Here is a 17,670-nt window from a genome sequence, read left to right on the forward strand (position 1 = left end):
AAGATACGTAAAAGCGGCTGTTTTTTATTGTAAATATTTTTTTACAGGTGCAAAACTTTTACGATGGATTGGCGTAATTCCTTGTCGTTCAAGTCCTTCTAAGTGTTCCTTTGTTCCATAACCTGCATTATGCGAGAAACCATATCCAGGATAAAGCACGTCATATTCTTTCATCAATTGGTCTCGATATACTTTAGCAATGATACTTGCAGCAGCAATCGACACAGATCGTGCATCCCCTTTGATTATTTTTTCCTGCTGGATAGGCAAATCCAAGGTCATCGCATCGATCAACAAATAGCTTGGTACAATGGACAATTTTTCTACTGCTTGGATCATCGCTAATTTACTTGCTTCATAAATATTCACATCATCGATTGTCTGCTGATCAACGATCCCGATCCCGATTGCCAGGGCTTTTTCTTGAACTTGTTGATAAAGAAGTTCTCGCTTTTTCTCTGATAATTGTTTGGAGTCATTCAGCCCTAATATGATCTCATTTTTCGGCAAGATAACTGCAGCTGCCACGACAGGTCCAGCTAATGGTCCTCTTCCTACTTCATCAATGCCGGCAATCCATTGGTGACCTTGTGCGTACCCTTGCTTTTCAAAGCAAAACATTTCTTCATATTTTTCCTTAATTAATGCTTCCTTTTTCAATCGTCGTTCAAAAGAAGCCAGTGCTTGCAGCACGCCTTTGCGTGGATCATTTCTTAATGATTCTAGTGTAGGATCATCTATTCTCTGTATGCTTTTCAATCGTTCTTTGATACTTTGGATGGATTCAGTCATCACTTTTTTGCTCCATTTCTTCGCAACGATCCAGTGTGTATCGTCCAAGTTTTCCTTGGCGAATATCATGCACGACTAATTCGCTGCCGCGATCATAGTCTTCTTTATACCCACGTTTTGCTGTAATATCCATCAGTAATTCCGGTGCCAATTTTTCTTCTTGCTCGATTGATAAACCATAACGATCGCTGATTCTTCCTGAATAATATCGGGCAAAAAAGTCTAATCCGTAAATCGCTAAATCATCTAAATGGACAAGCTGGTCTTTGATCGCGCCTGTCAGCGCTAGTTTTTTGCCGATTTCTTCATCTTCAAATTTGGGCCATAAAATCCCTGGTGTGTCTAACAATTCCAACTCATTACCTAAACGAAGCCACTGCTGACCTTTTGTTACGCCAGGCTTATTTCCTGTCTGTGCAATTTTCTTGCCTACTAGTCGATTCATCAACGTAGATTTCCCAACATTTGGAATACCTAAGACCATTGCCCGAATAGCGCGAGGCTTGATCCCCCGAGCAGCATCTCTTGCCCGTTTTTCTTTCAATGCTTCTTTAGCCGCAGGTACTAGACCTTTAATTCCTTTACTTTCTTGTGCCGTGATAGCTAATGCAAGATGGCCTTGTTTACGAAAATATTCTTGCCACAGCTTTGTCTGTTGTGGATCTGCCAGATCCGCTTTATTCAATAAAACAAGGCGAGGTTTTTGCTGAATGATCTGATCTAGCATTGGATTACGAGAAGATAGAGGTAATCGTGCGTCTACCAATTCAAATACGATGTCCACATATTTCATTTTTTCAGAAACTTCTCGTCGGGCTTTTGCCATATGTCCCGGAAACCATTGGATGGTCATTGTTCTCTCCATTCCTTTCATACCGGAATATTCCCCGGCTTTACTTGTTTTTTTCTTTTTCAATATAAATTCACTTTTTTATTATAAAGAAATTCCATCTATTAGTTAAGTGAAAGTGAACCAGTCCTCATTCTATCACATCTTCACTTTTTTGATGATGTAAATTTTTATTTTGGTTTCTATATATGAATCTAAATTTTTGACAGCGTTTCCTAAATAAGAGATGATAGACGAACAAAACAGAAAGGAGACGAAACAAATGAATAGTATGGTTTTTGTTAATTTTCCTGTTGCTGATGTCAATCGTTCCGTTGCTTTTTATGAAAAGCTGGGTTTTAAAAAAAATGAAGAATTTTCTACTGAAGAAGCTGGTTCAATGGTATGGGATGACACTTTTTGGGTAATGCTTCTCTCTCATGATTTTTATAAAAAATTTATAAAAGATAAAGAAATAGCTGATAATAAAAAAACAAGTGGTGCTTTGATTTCGTTTAGTGTTGAAAACGCGGATGAAGTAAAAAAATTTGCTCAAATTGCAAAAGAAAATGGTGGTACTTTCCACGAAGTTGATATGGGAATGCCTGAAGAAGAAATGTTTTCATTAGAAGTCCAAGATCTAGACGGAAATACATTAGAACCCGTATGGATGAAGATGTAAGCAGATAACTAATCTGACGTTTTTTATAACAAAAAAACAAAGGCGGATGATACGATAAGTATTCTCCGCCTCTATTTTTTTCATTCGTACAATCTCTTTTTTACAGTTTATAAAAGCAGTCTTCTCACCCTTTTTTTAATTGTTAGATGCCAGTGTATGTAAATCACCAATGTGTCATGACACATTGGTGATTTTATGGTATCCTTTTATTATTAACTGACAAAGGAGAGAATATTTTGAACACTTTGATTGCAAAAGACGTTTTTAGATTGCCCGAAATGAATGCAAGATTGTTGTCGACCTCTGCTCTTTTATTAGCCCTTGATGTCATCTTATACAAGATAGCGATTGGTCCTACTTATTTTCAAATCACATTCGGATTTTTAAGTATGGCGCTTATGGGTTATCTATATGGACCGATCTGGGCTGGTTTGCTTGAAATGTTGTCGAACACTTTAAATTTCACGATATTTGGTTCAGGAACGTTTCAAGCTGCTTTTCTTATCACGGCTTTCCTTGGTGGATTTATTAATGGCTTATTTTTATATCATAAAAAGATAAACCTGCCTTCCGTCATCGCTGCCCAATTATTGATTATGATCCCAGTCAGCCTTTTTATCAATTCTTGGCTGATGTCTGTTTTGTTTGGTGCAGATTTCAAAGTGATTTTTCTAGGTAGAGTCATCAGGAATATGATCCAAATCCCTATTCAAATAATGGTTGTTTATTCATTTATCAAAACTTTAGAGGCTAGAAAAGTGTTTAAACGAGCTGTTTGATTTTACGTACTAAGGTAGTAAAACTGATTTTGGATTAAACAATAAAGCGTGCAGTCTCAACAGACTGCACGCTTTATTGTTTCTCACTGGATCCATTTTATTTCATCAAGTGGATAATAGACAAATCTTGCTTTACCTAGAATATCAGTTTTATTGATCGTGCCAAACGAACGACTATCTTTTGAAACTCTTCGATTATCTCCAAGTACAAAATAATTATCTTCCGGAAGCTTGGATTGTCCCGTTAGCTCTTGTAGTGTAAAGTCCGTCGTATAGGATGCATTTGCATGATCTGATTTCAGGTTTTTAGTTAGATAAGGTTCCTTAACTACTTTCCCATTGATCTTCAATTGATCATTTTGGTAGCTGACATTTTCTCCTGGAAGACCGATTACTCGTTTGATATAAATCGTGCCATCTGCTAATTGAAAAACAACAATATCAAATCGTCTGATCTCCGAAAATTTTTCCATCACAACCATATCACCTTGCTTCAACACGTTTTCCATTGAATTGCCTTCCACTGGTACCGGGATGAATAAAAATCCCCGCAACATGAACGCAAGGAATACAGAAACAAGTAAGTATTTGAATACAAGCCAGAAGCGATTAATATAGCGTTGTTTTTTTGTCAATCTCTATCAATCCATCCCTCGTTTTTTCATTCTTTCTTTATTATAAGAAAAATATCAAAAAAATGCGACTAGATAGCTGAAATAAAAATAATTCTTTCAATTAGGCTATTGGACAAAAAACTTTTTTGATCATAAAGTACAAAACTATCTCTTATATGTCATGATTATTTTCTAAATATTTTTCCCATGCTTCGTCAAAGATATCCATGGACGGCAAATAGTCGACATTCAGTTCCAGATAATTAGAAATTTCTTCGTAGCTAGAGCTGTGCTTAGGAAATTGGATGTCTTTACCGGCTTCTGTAGCGAAAACAGATAAAGCATCATGTGTGCCACCGCCTCGCAGTGTCATTAAATAATGAAAAAAGCTTCGATTCACCCTTCGTTCCTCCAATTTTCTTCGATAAAGGCAGCCCGGCGTGCATGGTTTCTTTTAAAATTTTCAGGATGCTTTTTATAATACTCTTGATGGTCTTCTTCTGCTAGATAAAATGGTTGGGCTGGTTCGATTTTTGTAACGATTGGCTGTTCGAAACGTCCACTTTCAGCTAACTGTTTCTTACTTTTTTCAGCAATGATCCGCTGTTCTTCTGTCAAATAAAAGATCACCGGGCGATAATTGTCACCGCGATCCTCGAATTGTCCGAAAGCGTCAGTTGGATCAGTTTGCTGCCAGTAAAGTTCTACTAATTGTTCATATGAAATCAATGTTGGATCATAGATAATCTCCACTGCTTCTGTATGTCCAGTCGTTTGGCTTTTTACTTGTTCATAAGTCGGATCTGGTACATGCCCTCCAGTATATCCTGACATCACTGTATGGATACCAGGAAGCGTGTCGAAAGGCTGGATCATACACCAGAAGCAGCCTCCTGCAAATATTGCTCGTTCCATTATGATTCCCCCTCTAATACTACTCATCCGATGATTTTTTATTTTCTTTTGTCTTGCTTTCAGTACTGCTGGTGCTAGTTTTGTTGGTATTTGAGTTGTTTGAAGCATCAGAGGTATCTTTTGGCAAATATAGACTAAACCGAATGTCATCATTTACTAAGTCGATTTTATCTGCTTTAATATACATCCCGTTTTGCATTCGGAATTGATCCAACCTAAGCATGATAGTCAGATCATCTGTATTGACTTCGATCCAATCTGGTAATTTATAGTTTCTCTTGATCATATTCATCACATCTTTGATTGGCAAACTCAATGTTCCGATAGAAAGACTTCTAGCTTTTAGTTGGACATTTCCGTTTTCCATCACATACGGATCAAAATATAAATAGAAATCGATAGGAAAACCTAGTACTTCGAAAGTACCATTGAGTAGTGCTTCATTTTCCAAATAAAATTTATATTCAATATCACTATCTTTTTGATACTCACTAAGGAAAAAGCTGATGATTTGATTGACTTTTTCTTTATTTGAATTGATCGTTAAGATAGGATCTCCTTGTCTTTCCGTAAGAGCTGGTATTTCTGGGAGTTCTGGTTCCCGATTAGCAAAAATACGGCTGCCTAAAAATACGGTCGAACCAAGTACTACCCCAAGAAGGATAAGGAAGGCGAATTTCCAGTAATTTGTTTTCTTTGTTTTGTTTGAAGATACGTCAGTTCTTGTTTTCATGTTTATTGATCATCCTCCTTCTCTAGCCATTGGTTTTGTGTCTCGATCAGCTGATCTCTCACTGCATTTGCCATCAATTGATAACCTAAATTATTTGGATGGAAATGATCTTCTTCATAGAGCACATTATTTTTGATGCCATTTAGATTTTCTGTCGTGCTAGTTGTTTGACCTGTTCCTTCTTCTGTGACACCTACTTCCTGATTCAATCCTTGATAAAGCAAATCATTGATTGGGATAAAGTAGCAGTTCGGCATTTTTTTCGTCACCGTTTCTGTTCCTTTGTTCCAATTGTTAACAATTGTCTGCATGTCAGTGATCTCAGGAAAGTTCAAATAAAATGGATTGTAGATGCCTAAAATGTAAATAGGTGCGGTTTTATTGAGGGATCGAAATTCTTCCAATAGTTCTGTGACATTTTTCTGATAGTTTTTCAGTGGCTTTTTAAAGGAATTGACCGTTAACCCGAATAAATTATTTTGGATAACTTTCATCAAATCATTACCGCCAACAGTCAGTGTGATAAAATCAGCTGTTTTGATATTGTTTCGAATTTCTTCTTTTGTTTTTACTCGCTTTAAGATCTGGTCACTTCGTTCACCATTTACACCATAGTTTTCTGTTTCAACCGCGGTCAAATTATAACGGTCTTTTAGATCATTTGCGACAAGGGGAACGAATCCTCCTTGCTTGGTTTGATCTCCTACTCCTTCAGTCAGCGAATCTCCGATAGCTATGTAGTGAAGTTTTTCTTTTTTATTTGGATCTTCTCTCACAGTAGTTACTGGTTTCATTAGTGGGCCAGCTTTCGGTATAGAAGCAGCTAAACCTGCATAGATGATGATCGCAATTAATAATGGGAACAAAACGAGGATCAAATGTCGTTTCGTTAATTTCATTTTTTCACCTCTTGTATTCGATTGGTTCTAATGTTATCAAAAATTTTATCAAAAAGGTAGTCTTTATGAAAAAAGAAAACAATTATTTTCCTAATTTTATAAAGAAAAAGAGAATAAGCTGCAAGCCTTTCAGGCTGAGGGCTTATCCTCTTTTCGACTAATCTACATAATACATGATTGCAAACGCGTCTTTACCAGTATGCGTAGCGATAACCGGATTCGTATGCAGTACAGGGATATGCATGTCCGGGAATAATTCTTGCAAACCCTCTTTGAATTCTTGCGCCAATTCTTTTGCATCCGCATGTGAAATACCGATTTGTCGCACATTTGGCAATTCTTTCAGTTCATTTTTCAAATTATTAAACCATTTATCGAACGTTTTCTTTCCTCGCCCCTTAGTTACAGGGATTAATTCAGAATGGGCGAAATTCATCACCACGCGTATGTTCAAAACACTAGACAGCAAACCAGTTGTTCGGCTGATTCTTCCACCTTTTACCAAGTTATCTAGTGTGGATATTCCGATGTATAATTTTGTATTGTCTTGTACTTTTTTGACTTCTTCAAGGATTTCCTCTACTGTTTTACCTTCTTTTGCTAATTCAGCTGCTCGAATTACCTGAAAAGATAATCCTTGGTCAGTGGTATCACTGTCGATAACCGTTACTTTCGTTTTTGTTAGATTACTGGCTTGTCTTGCTGCTTCTACTGTTCCACTCAAGCCTTTTGTCATATGGATCGAAATCACTTCACTGCCGTCTTCTCCTAGCTCATCATACATCGAGATGAATTCTCCAATCGGTGGTTGGCTTGTTTTGGGCAGATTTTTTGCTTTCGCCATCATTTCCATAAATCTTTCGCCGTCTAGTTGGTCATCATCGGGATATACTGTTCCGTCGATCATGATGGATAGCGGCATGACACGAATGCCTAAAGCATCGCGTACATTTTTTTCCATCGTACATGAAGAATCTGTTACGATTTTTACATTTGTCATTATTTTCTCTCTCTCTTTCTTTAACAAGATGCCTTATTCATGTTAAACTACATGTAAGACAATTTCTATTTTTAGTATAACAGACAAATAATGATTTTTCATTAATTACACCTAGTAAAGGAGCCGTTTTCATGGAAAAAACGAAATTTAATCGAACGTATGAAATATTAAATGAAGTGTTTAATGCAGTCACCCATGGAATTGGGACTGGATTGAGTATCGCGGGACTAGTGGTTCTTTTAGTAAAAGGTGCCCACTTGCATTCCTCCCTCCATATTGTCTCTTATGCTATCTATGGATCGATGATGATTCTTTTATTTTTAACGTCTACTTTGTTTCATTCATTGATTTTTACAAAAGCAAAAAAGGTGTTCCAAGTATTCGATCATAGTTCGATTTTTCTTTTGATTGCAGGAAGTTATACTCCTTTTTGTTTGCTGAGTATCCGAGGATGGCTAGGTTGGACTTTATTTGTATTAATCTGGTTGTTTGCGATTCTTGGCATTATATATAAAGCGTTGACGTTGCATAAACGGGAGAGAGTATCAAAAGTATCTACGATCATCTATATTTTTATGGGGTGGCTCTGTGTCGTGGCTGCTGTTCCTCTTTATCACTCTCTTGGAATGACTGGTGTTATTTTGATGGTAGCAGGCGGGCTTTCTTACACGATAGGCGCATTCTTTTATAGCTTGAATTCTATCCGCTATATGCATGTTGTTTGGCATTTGTTTGTTATGTTAGGTGCAGGTTTTATGTACTTCTCTGTTTTATTCTTTACTTAATAAAAAAAATAAAGCTATGGATGGGACAGCTCTAAATAACAGCTAGTCTATCCATAGCTTTTTTATATCGTCAATTCGCCTGTCCCGCTTTTTACAGGATTCTCATTACGCTGATACGTTTCAAATTGATGCGGATAACGATTTTTTTCATCCATTTCTCCTTGACTAGTATTGATCAGTGACCAATCAGACCAGTCAACAGGTGGAAAATAAGCATCTCCATCGAATACATGATGGATGACTGTACGGTATAATATCGTACAAAATGGCAGAAATTCTTGATAAACAGCTGACCCTCCAGCGATGAAAAAGATACCGTCTGTTTCTTTTTCCAGAGCAAGCACGTCTTCCACACTATGCATGACATGCACGCCTTCTGCTTTATAGGAAGAATCTCTCGTCAAAACAATCGTCTGACGATTCGGCAACGGACGGCTACCCATCCCTTCGAATGTTTTTCGTCCCATCACTAGTGTATTTGCTTCTGTCATTTGTTTGAAGAATTTCAGATCATTTGGCAAACGCCAAGGAAGACGGTCTTCTTTTCCAATCAATCCGTTTTCATCCTGTGCCCAAATTGCAGCTAACATTTTCTCATCCTTTCTGATTCTAAACAGCGATAGGAGCTTTGATCGCCGGATGTGGGTCATATCCTTCTAATTGGATATCTTCCATCTCAAAATCAAATACTGACTGCTTTTCCTGATTCAAAACTAAAGTCGGAAATGCGCGTATTTCTCGGCTCAATTGTTCTTTCATTTGTTCGATATGATTGATATAAAGATGAGCATCTCCTAATGTGTGAACAAATTCGCCAACCGCTAAACCTGTTTCATGTGCAATTAGGTGAGTCAGCAACGCATAACTTGCAATGTTGAACGGAACGCCTAGAAACACATCCCCACTGCGTTGATACAATTGGCAGCTTAGCCGTCCCTCTTGAACATAAAATTGAAACATCGTATGACAAGGAGGCAAAGCCATGCTAGGAACATCTTCCGGATTCCATGCAGAAACGATCAATCTTCTAGAATCAGGAGTCTTTTTGATTGCTTCGATTACTTCTTTGATTTGATCGATAAAGCCACCGTCTTTTGTTTCCCAGTGACGCCATTGATAGCCGTAGATGTGTCCAAGATCGCCGTATGTTTCAGCAAAGGAATCATCGGTTAGGATCTTCTCGCAAAAAAGCTTGCTCTGCTTTTTATATTCTTCATTGAATTCAGGATCTGTCAAACATCTATGGCCAAAATCAGTCATATCTGGTCCATTATAGTCTGGACTTTTGATGTAGCGTTCAAATGCCCATTCATCCCAAATATGGTTTTTATTTTGTAATAGATAGCGGATATTCGTATCTCCTTTTAAAAACCAAAGCAATTCGCTTTTGATCAATCCAAAAGGTACTCGTTTCGTTGTTAACAAAGGAAACCCTTTTTGCAGATCAAACCGCATTTGGTATCCGAATAAGCTTAATGTGCCTGTGCCTGTTCTGTCTTCTTTACGATGCCCTTCTTCCAACAATTTTCTTCCTAAGTCAAGATACGCTTGTTCCATCCTTTTTCCTCCTAATCTTCTACCCATTCACTCAAGTATTCCCACCGTGCCATTTTTTCTTCAAGTTGTGCTTCTGTTTCAGATACGTCGTTTTGCAATTCTTGTAATCGAGTGAAATTATCTCCTTGATGATTCATCTCTTCTTGGAGCAATGAGATTTTTTCTTCAAGTTCTGCAATCTCATCTTCAATCGTTTCCCATTCTTTTTGTTCCATGTAAGATAATTTCTTCTTTTCAGCAGGTTCCTTGCTCTGTATTTTTGGTTTCGCTTTTTCAGCAGGCTGCTGGGTCTCTTTTTGCTTCAGTAAATAACTGGACATGTTTCCGTAATAAAGTTCTTGTTTTCCGTTTCCTTGGAATACTAATAACTTATCTGCTACCTTGTCCAAGAAATAACGGTCATGGGAAACAGTGATCACAGCACCTGGAAAACTTCTAAAATAATCTTCCAAAATCGTCAATGTTGCTATGTCCAAATCATTGGTCGGTTCATCCAATAATAAAACATTAGGTTGCTGGATCAGCAGTTTCAACAAAAATAACCGGCGTTTTTCTCCGCCTGAAAGTTTGCCTATCAGTGTCCCATGCATAAATCTTGGAAATAAAAATCGTTCAAGTAATTCTGCTACTCCGATTTGACTGCCATCTGCTGTTTTTGCTTCTTCAGCAGCTTCTTGTAAGTAAGCAATCATCCGTTTATCTGGTGCCATTTCTTCATTTTCTTGTGTATAATACGCAAGATGAACCGTTTCACCGATAGACATTGTACCGCTATCCAGGGGAATTCTGCCAGCTAGAATATTAAGCAATGTCGATTTTCCCGCACCATTTTTACCAGTAATACCTAGTCTTTCCCGAGATTGAATCAGTAAATCTAAATGTTCTAGCAGTGTTTGGTCATTTATACGGTAACTGCCATCTTTGATTTCCAGTACTTTTTTCCCTAAACGTTGCGTCGCTAGGTTCAGCTCTAAATCATCTTCTTGGTTTACTTGGTACAAGTTCTCCTTTAGATCTTCGAAACGGTTGATCCGTGCTTGCTGCTTGGTGCCACGTGCCTGTACGCCAGCCCTCATCCAAGCTAATTCTTGTTTATAAAGCCGCTTGCGCTTTTCTTCTTGTTCTACTTCTACACGATCACGTTCTGCTTTTTCTAAGACGTAAGCTTCATAATTTCCTTTATACTCGTATAATTTTCCAAATGAAAGTTCGAAGATTCGGTTTGCTACTCTATCTAGAAAATAACGATCGTGGGTAACCATCAATAGTGCGCCACGGTATTGTTTCAAATAGTTTTCCAACCACTCGATCGCTTCATAATCTAAATGGTTTGTTGGTTCGTCTAGTAATAGTAAATCGGGTTCATCAATCAACACTTGCGCCAGACTAACTCGTTTTTTCTGACCACCTGATAAAGTACTGATTTTTTTATCTAATTCACTGATTCCTAATTTTTGCAAAATAATCTTTGCGTTGGTATCTGTAGTCCAAGCATCTTCTTTATTCATTTGTTCTTCTGCTTTAGCATAACGTTTTTGCACATCCGGGTCTTCTCCGTTTTCCCCTAGTTCGATCAATGCTTCCTCATATGCTCGAACAGTTTGGATCAAGGGGCTGTTTCCTTGAAAGACTGCTTGGAGAACAGTTAATTCATCGGAAAATTCAGCTGCTTGAGAAAGATAACCAATACGGTAATCAGTTGGATAAAACACTGTTTGCCGATCACCGTCGCCGCTATCGATACCGGCAATAATATTTAAGAGACTTGTTTTACCCGTCCCGTTCGTCCCAATCAACCCGATACGGTCTTTTTCGTGGACCAAAAAAGAAATCTGGTCAAACAAATCTTTTTCACCATAAGTTTTTTTGAGGTCAGTTACTTTTAATTCTTTCAACATGTTCCCTCCTTATCTTGGATATTGTATCATAAAAATAGTGAACTTCAGAAAAATTTTTTTGGTATTTGTTCTTTTTGTGTTCTCAAAAAAGAACAGGACCGATTCGATCCTGTTCTGATATGTTTTGTTTTTTATAAAACTTGAAAATTTTTACCTTTTTATTTTATTGGACTCGTTTTTTTGACTTTGCTCGAAACGCAAATCGGAAAGAAAAGTTATCAGATGGTTTGTTCATCGTATAAGATTCTAACAAATTGATATTCCTGCGATAGCTGTTCGCAGAAAACGTCGTGATTTTCTCAGCAACTTCGTATTCATCAATGATTTTTCTTTCAAGATAATAACCTCTTAGCATTTTTTTCGTAAACAGACTATCTTGCTGGATCATCCACGAAGAAATCAAATTCCCCGAGTTCATTTTTATTCCTTCAAGTTTGCGTTGCTGGATAAAAAATTGAACCATCGTTTCATCATAAATATCAGTCAAGTTATCTAAACTTTCAATAATCAACTGAGTATTTTTTTGATATGTCTCTCTGATTTCTTGGATATCTTCATCACTAATAAATGTCTGACGATCAGCATATCTTCTTTGCCAAAACATTTTCGGATGGAGAACGATTCGCATTAACCTACGGACAACAATGAACCAAAAGCCGATAAAAGACAAAATCTGGCTTGTGATAGAATGTTCGAATCGAGAAAGAAAACGGGAGTAAAAACGATAACCATTAGAAGAAAGCTTGCCCGAACGATAACTTTCATCCAATCCATCCCGTTCGATCGACAAAATCAGTGCTTGTATTTCTTGTACTTCTTGCTTTTCATCATCGGTTAAATCTTCCAAGTAAAGATCACGTATCCGTTCTTGATAATTTTCTATCACTGCTTCAGTGGCTAAAAATTCTTTTGTATTACGATCAATTTCCTTTATTTCTTTTCGCAAAACTTCAACGACCTCTTCTAAAATCATCAAAGCATTCAAATCCGTGCTTTTCGCTTCCTCTGTTTCCGTCAGCATAGGCAAGACAATGATCCCTATGACCAAAGTCACTAAGATGACACCCGCCGTCAGAAACAAAAGCAAAGACCGCTGGTAAAACATCATATTATTGATTGAAAATGGCAAAATAAAAATTGTAGCCAAACTGACTGTTCCCTTTACACCGCCAAATGTTAAGATCAAGATCTCGTTCAACTGTTTTTTGAACTTTTTACTGCCATCTTTGAATACATAAAAAAGACTGATAGAAATGAATCTGATCACAAAAAGCATGACAGAGATTAATACGATAATCGCTAATAAAAGACCGTTTGGATATAAACCGTCTCCCCATACTGGCGAGAACACTTGCGTCAATTCGATTCCTAAAAATATAAATACTAATGCATTCAGTGTAAAAGCAATAGTTGTCCATGTACTGTGGGACAAGCTCGACAATTCTGCATCAAACACAGAGATTTTCCTAAAACCAGAAGCTTGGAGAATACCTGCTGCCACTGCAGCAATGATTCCAGATACATCAAATGCCTCTGCCAATACATAGGCTAGAAAAGGAAGCAAAAGTTCGATCAGCAGATACCCTGTGACATCTTGTGCTGATGCTTTTTCGATCAAATGAATTATTTTTTGTTTGAACCAGACAAGCAAAAAGCCGATCAAAGCTCCCCCAATACTAGAAACTACTAGACTCATCCCCGCGTTTACTGCTGAAAAAGATCCGGTGATCAGCGCACCAAGAGCAAACTGGAAGGCAGTAACACCAGATGCATCATTCAAAAGACCTTCTCCTTCCAAAATATGCATCGCCTTTTTAGGGATATTCACTCGTCCAGAAAGAGAACTGACTGCTACCGCATCTGTCGGACCTAACGCTGCTCCAAAAGCAAAGCAGGCAGCAAGTGGGACACTTGGCAACAGGAATGATAACGTCGCACCTACCCCGACAAGGGTCAAAATGACTCCTCCAAATGCCAAGAACAAAATTGTCCCGAAATTTTTGAGAATCGAAGAAATATCTGCTTTTTCTCCTTCTCTAAATAACAATGGTGCAATAATCATAACTAAGAACAATTCAGGTTCAAAATCGATTGATTGTCCCCACTTTGTCAGACCTAATACCACTCCAAGGAAAATTTGGATCAGTGGAGCTGGAATCATTGGCAAAATGCGGCTAGCTATGTTCGATAAGGTGATCGTTACTGCAAATACAATAACTAACTCAGCAAATTCCATCGTCCATCCCCTTTATTTTTTATTTTGTGTAAGCATTTTTAAAAATTGTTCTTTTTTCTTTAAAATTTTGGTTTCGACTACTTCAACCTGTGTTTGGTTCCCCTCTAATTCACACTGTACACGTTTTGACTCCAAACGAAGCAGATCATGTTTCAGACGTTCCAACTGACGATACATCAATATATTTCTTTTACGCAACTTACAAAGTATTTGACGGCGGTCATCCATCGAAAGGGCGCCATAGCGATCATGCAACAGTTTTTTTTGTTGTTCAAAACTCTCTCTCATTTTCCAGATCTCCTATACACAAACTTCCATCATTATAGCAAAGTTCTTTTTGGATGAAAAATATTTCATTGTTTCATCGTTTATTGCTAGTTAGAAATTTCCATAAATTTTTCAACGCCTCATTCTATTCCAAATAGTATCAGATATCAAGTAAAACTTAAGAAAGATAAAAGTTTCTGACAAAAGGATGTTTACTTTCCCATTCCTGCCTTTCTTGTTCTTTTATCACAACAAAAAAATGGGGCTGCGACAAAAATCTTGTCACAGTCCCTTATTCTGAATAAACGGTGTGGAAGAGACAGCCTATCAGTAGTAATAAGACACATCTCTTTCACAGCCTCATTTTTGCGTAAAAATCGATTTATTCGAAAAATTCCCCGTATACATCTTCTACACGTTGATCTGGATTGATCACGATATACAAGTTACCTGTTTTTTCGCTGATTTTTGTTGATTGATATTGATTGTCTAATCCTTCTGTTCCTTTATCTAGATATGGGAAGTATACAAGATCAGGTGTGCCATTTCGGTAAAGGATTTCCATTCGCTCGATATCTTCGTATTTCAATGCGCGATTAAACATGCCCATTTCCAGTCCGCCTAGGTTGATATCATGTGTCGCAACTGCGTCCCCTTCATGGAAGATTTCGATTTTAAATCCAGCACACGGATGGATTTCAACAAATTCACTGCCATTGATTCGTCCAAAACTTGTTGTGATTTGTTTGATCCAAAGATCGCCGATATGACGGCGGTTGATCGTCCAGGTTTCTCCATTTCTAAAATAAAATTTTAGCGCTGTCATTTCTTTACTCATTAAAAAGACTCCTTTATGATGTAATTTATTCTTGTACTACCTCAGTTTAGCACAAATTTATGTAAGTGGTCACATCTTATGTTTTTTCTTCTAATGACGTATCTGCCCACTTTAAGTAGCCAACAAAGCTGAGCAGATACAGTCTAGTGTTTTTTAAATCAATTTTTCTTTCGATAAAAAATCCAAAACCTGTTTTTTATCATTTTTTATTCTTTGTTCTACGACGGCTTTTTCAGCTAATTGCAAAGCTTCACTAACCCACTTACCAGGTTTTTTTCCAGTTTCTTCTAGCAAGATTTTACCATCTACTGCTAATTCGCTTAATGACTTGATAGGTAAACGATCATAGGATTCTCCTACGGCATCCATCTGAGGTGTTTCGTCAAAATAGATCATCAATTCTTCTACTTGCAGTGCATGTTTTTTGCCTAAGAAGTACAATTCGAATGGTTCCAAAGCTCCAGTTTCTCGTTGTCGTAGTCCTTGGACAAGTGCTTGAACGTCTTTAATCATTTGGTTAGAACACTTCCACGATTTCAAAAAGGAACGAATCTCATTTTCTTTTAGACCCAGTTGGCTGATCAATAATGTCCATACTTGGCTCTCTTCTTTCAATGGGACGGATGGTAATTCAGCAAAACGTAAAAGTGCTTCGCCTTCTTCTTTCAAACCGGGACAGCAAATGTAGCACTCTGTTTCAATAAATGCATGGATTCCCGCGGCCCGTTCATTTCCCAAGAGCATCTTGATGAATTCCACATTTATACGTTCTACAGATATTTTACCTAATAGCTCGTGGTTTTCTTTGATGGCGTAGAAGGTTTCTTCCTCTAATTTGAACCCTAGTTGACTGACAAAACGCAACCCGCGCATCATTCGTAAGGCATCTTCATGGAACCGCTCATGAGGATTGCCTACAGCTCGCAAGATCTGTTCTTCTAAATCTTGCAGACCATCGAACAAATCGATGATTTCTCCATCTTCTTTCAAAGCAAACGCATTGATCGTAAAATCTCTTCTTTTCAAATCTTCTGCCAACGAACGAACGAATTCGACATGATCTGGTCTGCGGTAGTCCTGATAAGTTGATTCCGTCCGAAATGTGGTGATCTCATATTGTTCATCATTTTCTAATACCAACACAGTTCCATGTTCGATCCCAATATCTATCGTTTTTGGAAAAAGCTGTTTGATTTCTTCTGGAAATGCGCTTGTTGCGATATCCACATCATGGATTGGCTGGTTCAGCAAGATATCACGTACACTTCCACCTACAAAATAAGCTTCATATCCTGCATTCTCTAATTTTTTCAGAACTGGAATTGCCTTTTGGTATTCCAGAGGTAATTGTTTTAATTTCATTTTTCCAACCTTTCCTGCGTGTTTCTTGTACTGAGATAAAGACTCAGTTGCATGGTGACTGTTTGACAAGTCCGTTTCAGAGTCTTCAAGGCCAGGACCACTTCATCTTGTTTACTCGTCCTTACGCTCAAAGCGATTATGGTCTCTTTGATTGAATTTTTCCATGTTTTTTTCAAAAACTTCAGTTAAGTCGATATTCAATGAATTAGCCATGATCATCGTAACGAATAAAACATCACCAAGTTCTTCTGCTACCGAGTTAACTGGTTCAGAAGCCTTTTTGCTTTTTTCTCCATAAGTGTGGTTGACTTCTCTTGCCAATTCACCTACTTCTTCAGTTAATCGAGCCATCTGAGCTAATGGAGAGAAATACCCCACCTTGAATTGCTGGATATATTCATCCACTTCCTGCTGCATACTGTATAAAGAACGCTTTTTATCCATCTTTTTCCCTCCAAAACTATCTTACCAAAACTTTAACGCAAATCCTAGATAAGAGCAATTGAGAAAATCGAATTTCCATGCTACATTTAGAAAGGAATTTCTAAATGGAAATTCTGTGAAAATACATAATTGAAAGCTGGAATTCATATGGTCAAACGAAAAACAGTAAAAGAAGTTCTTTTTATCATTATAGGAACAAGTATTTATGCATTTGGTCTTGTTTACTTGAACATCGCTAATCATTTAGCAGAAGGGGGCGTCTCAGGGATCACCTTGATCTTAAGAGCTTTATTCGGAATTGATCCAGCTTATACGACTTTATTAATCAACATCCCATTGATTTTACTAGGAGGAAAGATCCTCGGTAAACGTTCCTTGGCCTATACAGTTCTAGGTACACTTTCTTTGTCATTCTTTTTATGGATCTGGCAAAGGGTTCCACTAGAAATCAATTTACAGCATGATCTACTGATCGTTTCTCTACTTGCGGGTTTAGTTGCAGGTGTAGGAAGCGGGATCGTCTACCGCATGGGTGGAACAACAGGTGGCAGCGATATTATTGCTCGGATTTTAGAACAAAATTACGGCATCACTATGGGGCGTTCCCTATTGGCATTTGATATCATCGTCTTACTTGCTTCATTAACCTATATCGACTTGAAACGTATGATGTATACGTTGATTGTTTCGTATGTTTTCAGTCGTGTGATTGATTCGATCTTAGATGGCGGATATTCTGCAAAAGGTCTACTTGTCGTCTCCAACAAAAGCGAAGAGATTGCACCACTACTGATGACCGGTCTGCAAAGAGGTGTGACTTTTCTTTCTGGAGAAGGCGCATTCTCTGGTAATTCAAAAAAAATCATCTATATGGTCGTTAGCTCTAGTGAATTAACTGAAGCTAAGAGGATCGTCCACGAGATTGACGAAAAAGCTTTCCTTTCAATCATCAATGTGCATGAAGTGGAAGGGCAAGGCTTTACTTATTTGAAGCCACAGACAAGATTACTGAAAAAACTATAAGAAAAAAGACAAAGATA

General features: G+C 37.6%; 20 protein-coding genes. 4 read left to right on the forward strand and 16 right to left on the reverse strand.

The genetic code is table 11. The features are described from left to right. Window positions 1-24: 24 nt before the first annotated feature. Together IGL31_RS07850 and ylqF are read right to left on the reverse strand one after the other, a co-directional pair. Window positions 25-792 carry a ribonuclease HII gene (locus tag IGL31_RS07850; RefSeq protein ID WP_086300133.1) on the reverse strand — a complete coding sequence of 256 codons (768 nt, stop codon included), beginning with the start codon at window positions 790-792 and terminating at the stop codon, window positions 25-27. Further along, window positions 785-1,645, reverse strand: coding sequence for a ribosome biogenesis GTPase YlqF (gene ylqF / locus IGL31_RS07855; RefSeq protein WP_002296988.1), 861 nt, complete (start codon window positions 1,643-1,645; stop codon window positions 785-787). Before ylqF ends, IGL31_RS07850 begins: the two co-directional genes overlap by 8 nt. Before the next feature lie 259 nt (window positions 1,646-1,904). Here ylqF and IGL31_RS07860 point away from each other — a divergent pair, with 259 nt between their 5' ends. Both IGL31_RS07860 and IGL31_RS07865 read left to right on the forward strand, forming a co-directional pair. Beyond that, window positions 1,905-2,303: a VOC family protein gene (locus tag IGL31_RS07860; RefSeq protein WP_002298119.1), complete on the forward strand. Its 399-nt coding sequence runs from the start codon at window positions 1,905-1,907 to the stop codon at window positions 2,301-2,303. A gap of 236 nt (window positions 2,304-2,539) precedes the next feature. Then, window positions 2,540-3,082 (forward strand): folate family ECF transporter S component, encoded by a 543-nt coding sequence (locus IGL31_RS07865; protein WP_081156317.1) that lies wholly within the window; start codon window positions 2,540-2,542, stop codon window positions 3,080-3,082. A gap of 83 nt (window positions 3,083-3,165) precedes the next feature. Here IGL31_RS07865 and lepB read toward each other — a convergent pair whose 3' ends face one another. The 6 genes from lepB to IGL31_RS07895 all read right to left on the reverse strand — a co-directional run bounded on the left by lepB (window position 3,166) and on the right by IGL31_RS07895 (window position 7,243). Next, window positions 3,166-3,717 (reverse strand): signal peptidase I, encoded by a 552-nt coding sequence (lepB, locus tag IGL31_RS07870; protein ID WP_002294418.1) that lies wholly within the window; start codon window positions 3,715-3,717, stop codon window positions 3,166-3,168. A 151-nt stretch (window positions 3,718-3,868) separates the two neighbouring features. Beyond that, entirely contained in the window at window positions 3,869-4,096 is a 228-nt protein-coding gene (locus tag IGL31_RS07875) for a YozE family protein (protein ID WP_002288398.1), read from the reverse strand. Beyond that, window positions 4,093-4,611: a peptide-methionine (S)-S-oxide reductase MsrA gene (msrA, locus tag IGL31_RS07880; protein WP_002288397.1), complete on the reverse strand. Its 519-nt coding sequence runs from the start codon at window positions 4,609-4,611 to the stop codon at window positions 4,093-4,095. Before msrA ends, IGL31_RS07875 begins: the two co-directional genes overlap by 4 nt. Window positions 4,612-4,630: 19 nt before the next feature. Next, a complete protein-coding gene (locus tag IGL31_RS07885; protein ID WP_086300134.1) occupies window positions 4,631-5,344 on the reverse strand; it encodes a YpmS family protein in 714 nt (237 codons plus the stop codon). Window positions 5,345-5,346: 2 nt separating this feature from the next. Further along, window positions 5,347-6,243, reverse strand: a complete 897-nt coding sequence (locus IGL31_RS07890; protein ID WP_081156315.1) for an SGNH/GDSL hydrolase family protein — start codon at window positions 6,241-6,243, stop codon at window positions 5,347-5,349. Between the two features lie 157 nt (window positions 6,244-6,400). Beyond that, window positions 6,401-7,243 (reverse strand): DegV family protein, encoded by an 843-nt coding sequence (locus IGL31_RS07895; RefSeq protein ID WP_002298122.1) that lies wholly within the window; start codon window positions 7,241-7,243, stop codon window positions 6,401-6,403. Window positions 7,244-7,374: 131 nt separating this feature from the next. Between IGL31_RS07895 and trhA the strand changes: the two genes are divergently transcribed. Beyond that, the gene (trhA, locus tag IGL31_RS07900; RefSeq protein ID WP_002288393.1) at window positions 7,375-8,028 is read left to right on the forward strand and encodes a PAQR family membrane homeostasis protein TrhA; all 654 of its coding nucleotides are present in this window, start codon (window positions 7,375-7,377) and stop codon (window positions 8,026-8,028) included. Window positions 8,029-8,090: 62 nt separating this feature from the next. Here the strand turns inward: trhA and IGL31_RS07905 are convergent, their stop codons facing one another. The 8 genes from IGL31_RS07905 to IGL31_RS07940 all read right to left on the reverse strand — a co-directional run bounded on the left by IGL31_RS07905 (window position 8,091) and on the right by IGL31_RS07940 (window position 16,630). Beyond that, window positions 8,091-8,618 (reverse strand): dihydrofolate reductase, encoded by a 528-nt coding sequence (locus IGL31_RS07905; RefSeq protein ID WP_002288392.1) that lies wholly within the window; start codon window positions 8,616-8,618, stop codon window positions 8,091-8,093. 19 nt (window positions 8,619-8,637) lie between these two features. Further along, window positions 8,638-9,585 (reverse strand): thymidylate synthase, encoded by a 948-nt coding sequence (locus tag IGL31_RS07910; RefSeq protein WP_002298126.1) that lies wholly within the window; start codon window positions 9,583-9,585, stop codon window positions 8,638-8,640. A gap of 11 nt (window positions 9,586-9,596) precedes the next feature. Continuing rightward, on the reverse strand, window positions 9,597-11,480 hold the full coding sequence (locus tag IGL31_RS07915; protein ID WP_033581979.1) for an ABC-F family ATP-binding cassette domain-containing protein: 1,884 nt from the start codon (window positions 11,478-11,480) through the stop codon (window positions 9,597-9,599). Between the two features lie 166 nt (window positions 11,481-11,646). Then, window positions 11,647-13,719, reverse strand: coding sequence for a cation:proton antiporter (locus IGL31_RS07920; RefSeq protein WP_002331861.1), 2,073 nt, complete (start codon window positions 13,717-13,719; stop codon window positions 11,647-11,649). Window positions 13,720-13,731: 12 nt separating this feature from the next. Beyond that, window positions 13,732-14,007, reverse strand: coding sequence for a hypothetical protein (locus tag IGL31_RS07925; protein WP_002290188.1), 276 nt, complete (start codon window positions 14,005-14,007; stop codon window positions 13,732-13,734). 361 nt (window positions 14,008-14,368) lie between these two features. Continuing rightward, window positions 14,369-14,824 (reverse strand): hypothetical protein, encoded by a 456-nt coding sequence (locus IGL31_RS07930; protein WP_002290187.1) that lies wholly within the window; start codon window positions 14,822-14,824, stop codon window positions 14,369-14,371. Window positions 14,825-14,977: 153 nt separating this feature from the next. After that, window positions 14,978-16,186, reverse strand: coding sequence for a CCA tRNA nucleotidyltransferase (locus IGL31_RS07935; protein WP_002324657.1), 1,209 nt, complete (start codon window positions 16,184-16,186; stop codon window positions 14,978-14,980). A gap of 111 nt (window positions 16,187-16,297) precedes the next feature. Then, the gene (locus IGL31_RS07940) at window positions 16,298-16,630 is read right to left on the reverse strand and encodes a nucleotide pyrophosphohydrolase (RefSeq protein ID WP_002290045.1); all 333 of its coding nucleotides are present in this window, start codon (window positions 16,628-16,630) and stop codon (window positions 16,298-16,300) included. Between the two features lie 147 nt (window positions 16,631-16,777). On the opposite strand from IGL31_RS07940, the gene IGL31_RS07945 reads away from it, so the two are divergent. Beyond that, window positions 16,778-17,653 (forward strand): YitT family protein, encoded by an 876-nt coding sequence (locus IGL31_RS07945; protein ID WP_002294412.1) that lies wholly within the window; start codon window positions 16,778-16,780, stop codon window positions 17,651-17,653. Window positions 17,654-17,670 lie beyond the last annotated feature (17 nt).

Source organism: Enterococcus sp. MSG3290, assembly GCF_050555565.1.
Lineage (GTDB): Bacteria > Bacillota > Bacilli > Lactobacillales > Enterococcaceae > Enterococcus_B > Enterococcus_B faecium.

Excerpts from the sequence above, each read along its gene's own strand:
- IGL31_RS07850 (WP_086300133.1), bottom strand. The coding sequence starts at position 792 with ATGACTGAATCCATCCAAAGTATCAAAGAACGATTGAAAAGCATACAG.
- ylqF (WP_002296988.1), bottom strand. The coding sequence starts at position 1,645 with ATGACCATCCAATGGTTTCCGGGACATATGGCAAAAGCCCGACGAGAA.
- IGL31_RS07860 (WP_002298119.1), top strand. The coding sequence starts at position 1,905 with ATGAATAGTATGGTTTTTGTTAATTTTCCTGTTGCTGATGTCAATCGT.
- msrA (WP_002288397.1), bottom strand. The coding sequence starts at position 4,611 with ATGGAACGAGCAATATTTGCAGGAGGCTGCTTCTGGTGTATGATCCAG.
- IGL31_RS07885 (WP_086300134.1), bottom strand. The coding sequence starts at position 5,344 with ATGAAAACAAGAACTGACGTATCTTCAAACAAAACAAAGAAAACAAAT.
- IGL31_RS07890 (WP_081156315.1), bottom strand. The coding sequence starts at position 6,243 with ATGAAATTAACGAAACGACATTTGATCCTCGTTTTGTTCCCATTATTA.
- IGL31_RS07895 (WP_002298122.1), bottom strand. The coding sequence starts at position 7,243 with ATGACAAATGTAAAAATCGTAACAGATTCTTCATGTACGATGGAAAAA.
- trhA (WP_002288393.1), top strand. The coding sequence starts at position 7,375 with ATGGAAAAAACGAAATTTAATCGAACGTATGAAATATTAAATGAAGTG.
- IGL31_RS07905 (WP_002288392.1), bottom strand. The coding sequence starts at position 8,618 with ATGTTAGCTGCAATTTGGGCACAGGATGAAAACGGATTGATTGGAAAA.
- IGL31_RS07910 (WP_002298126.1), bottom strand. The coding sequence starts at position 9,585 with ATGGAACAAGCGTATCTTGACTTAGGAAGAAAATTGTTGGAAGAAGGG.
- IGL31_RS07920 (WP_002331861.1), bottom strand. The coding sequence starts at position 13,719 with ATGGAATTTGCTGAGTTAGTTATTGTATTTGCAGTAACGATCACCTTA.
- IGL31_RS07925 (WP_002290188.1), bottom strand. The coding sequence starts at position 14,007 with ATGAGAGAGAGTTTTGAACAACAAAAAAAACTGTTGCATGATCGCTAT.
- IGL31_RS07930 (WP_002290187.1), bottom strand. The coding sequence starts at position 14,824 with ATGAGTAAAGAAATGACAGCGCTAAAATTTTATTTTAGAAATGGAGAA.
- IGL31_RS07935 (WP_002324657.1), bottom strand. The coding sequence starts at position 16,186 with ATGAAATTAAAACAATTACCTCTGGAATACCAAAAGGCAATTCCAGTT.
- IGL31_RS07940 (WP_002290045.1), bottom strand. The coding sequence starts at position 16,630 with ATGGATAAAAAGCGTTCTTTATACAGTATGCAGCAGGAAGTGGATGAA.
- IGL31_RS07945 (WP_002294412.1), top strand. The coding sequence starts at position 16,778 with ATGGTCAAACGAAAAACAGTAAAAGAAGTTCTTTTTATCATTATAGGA.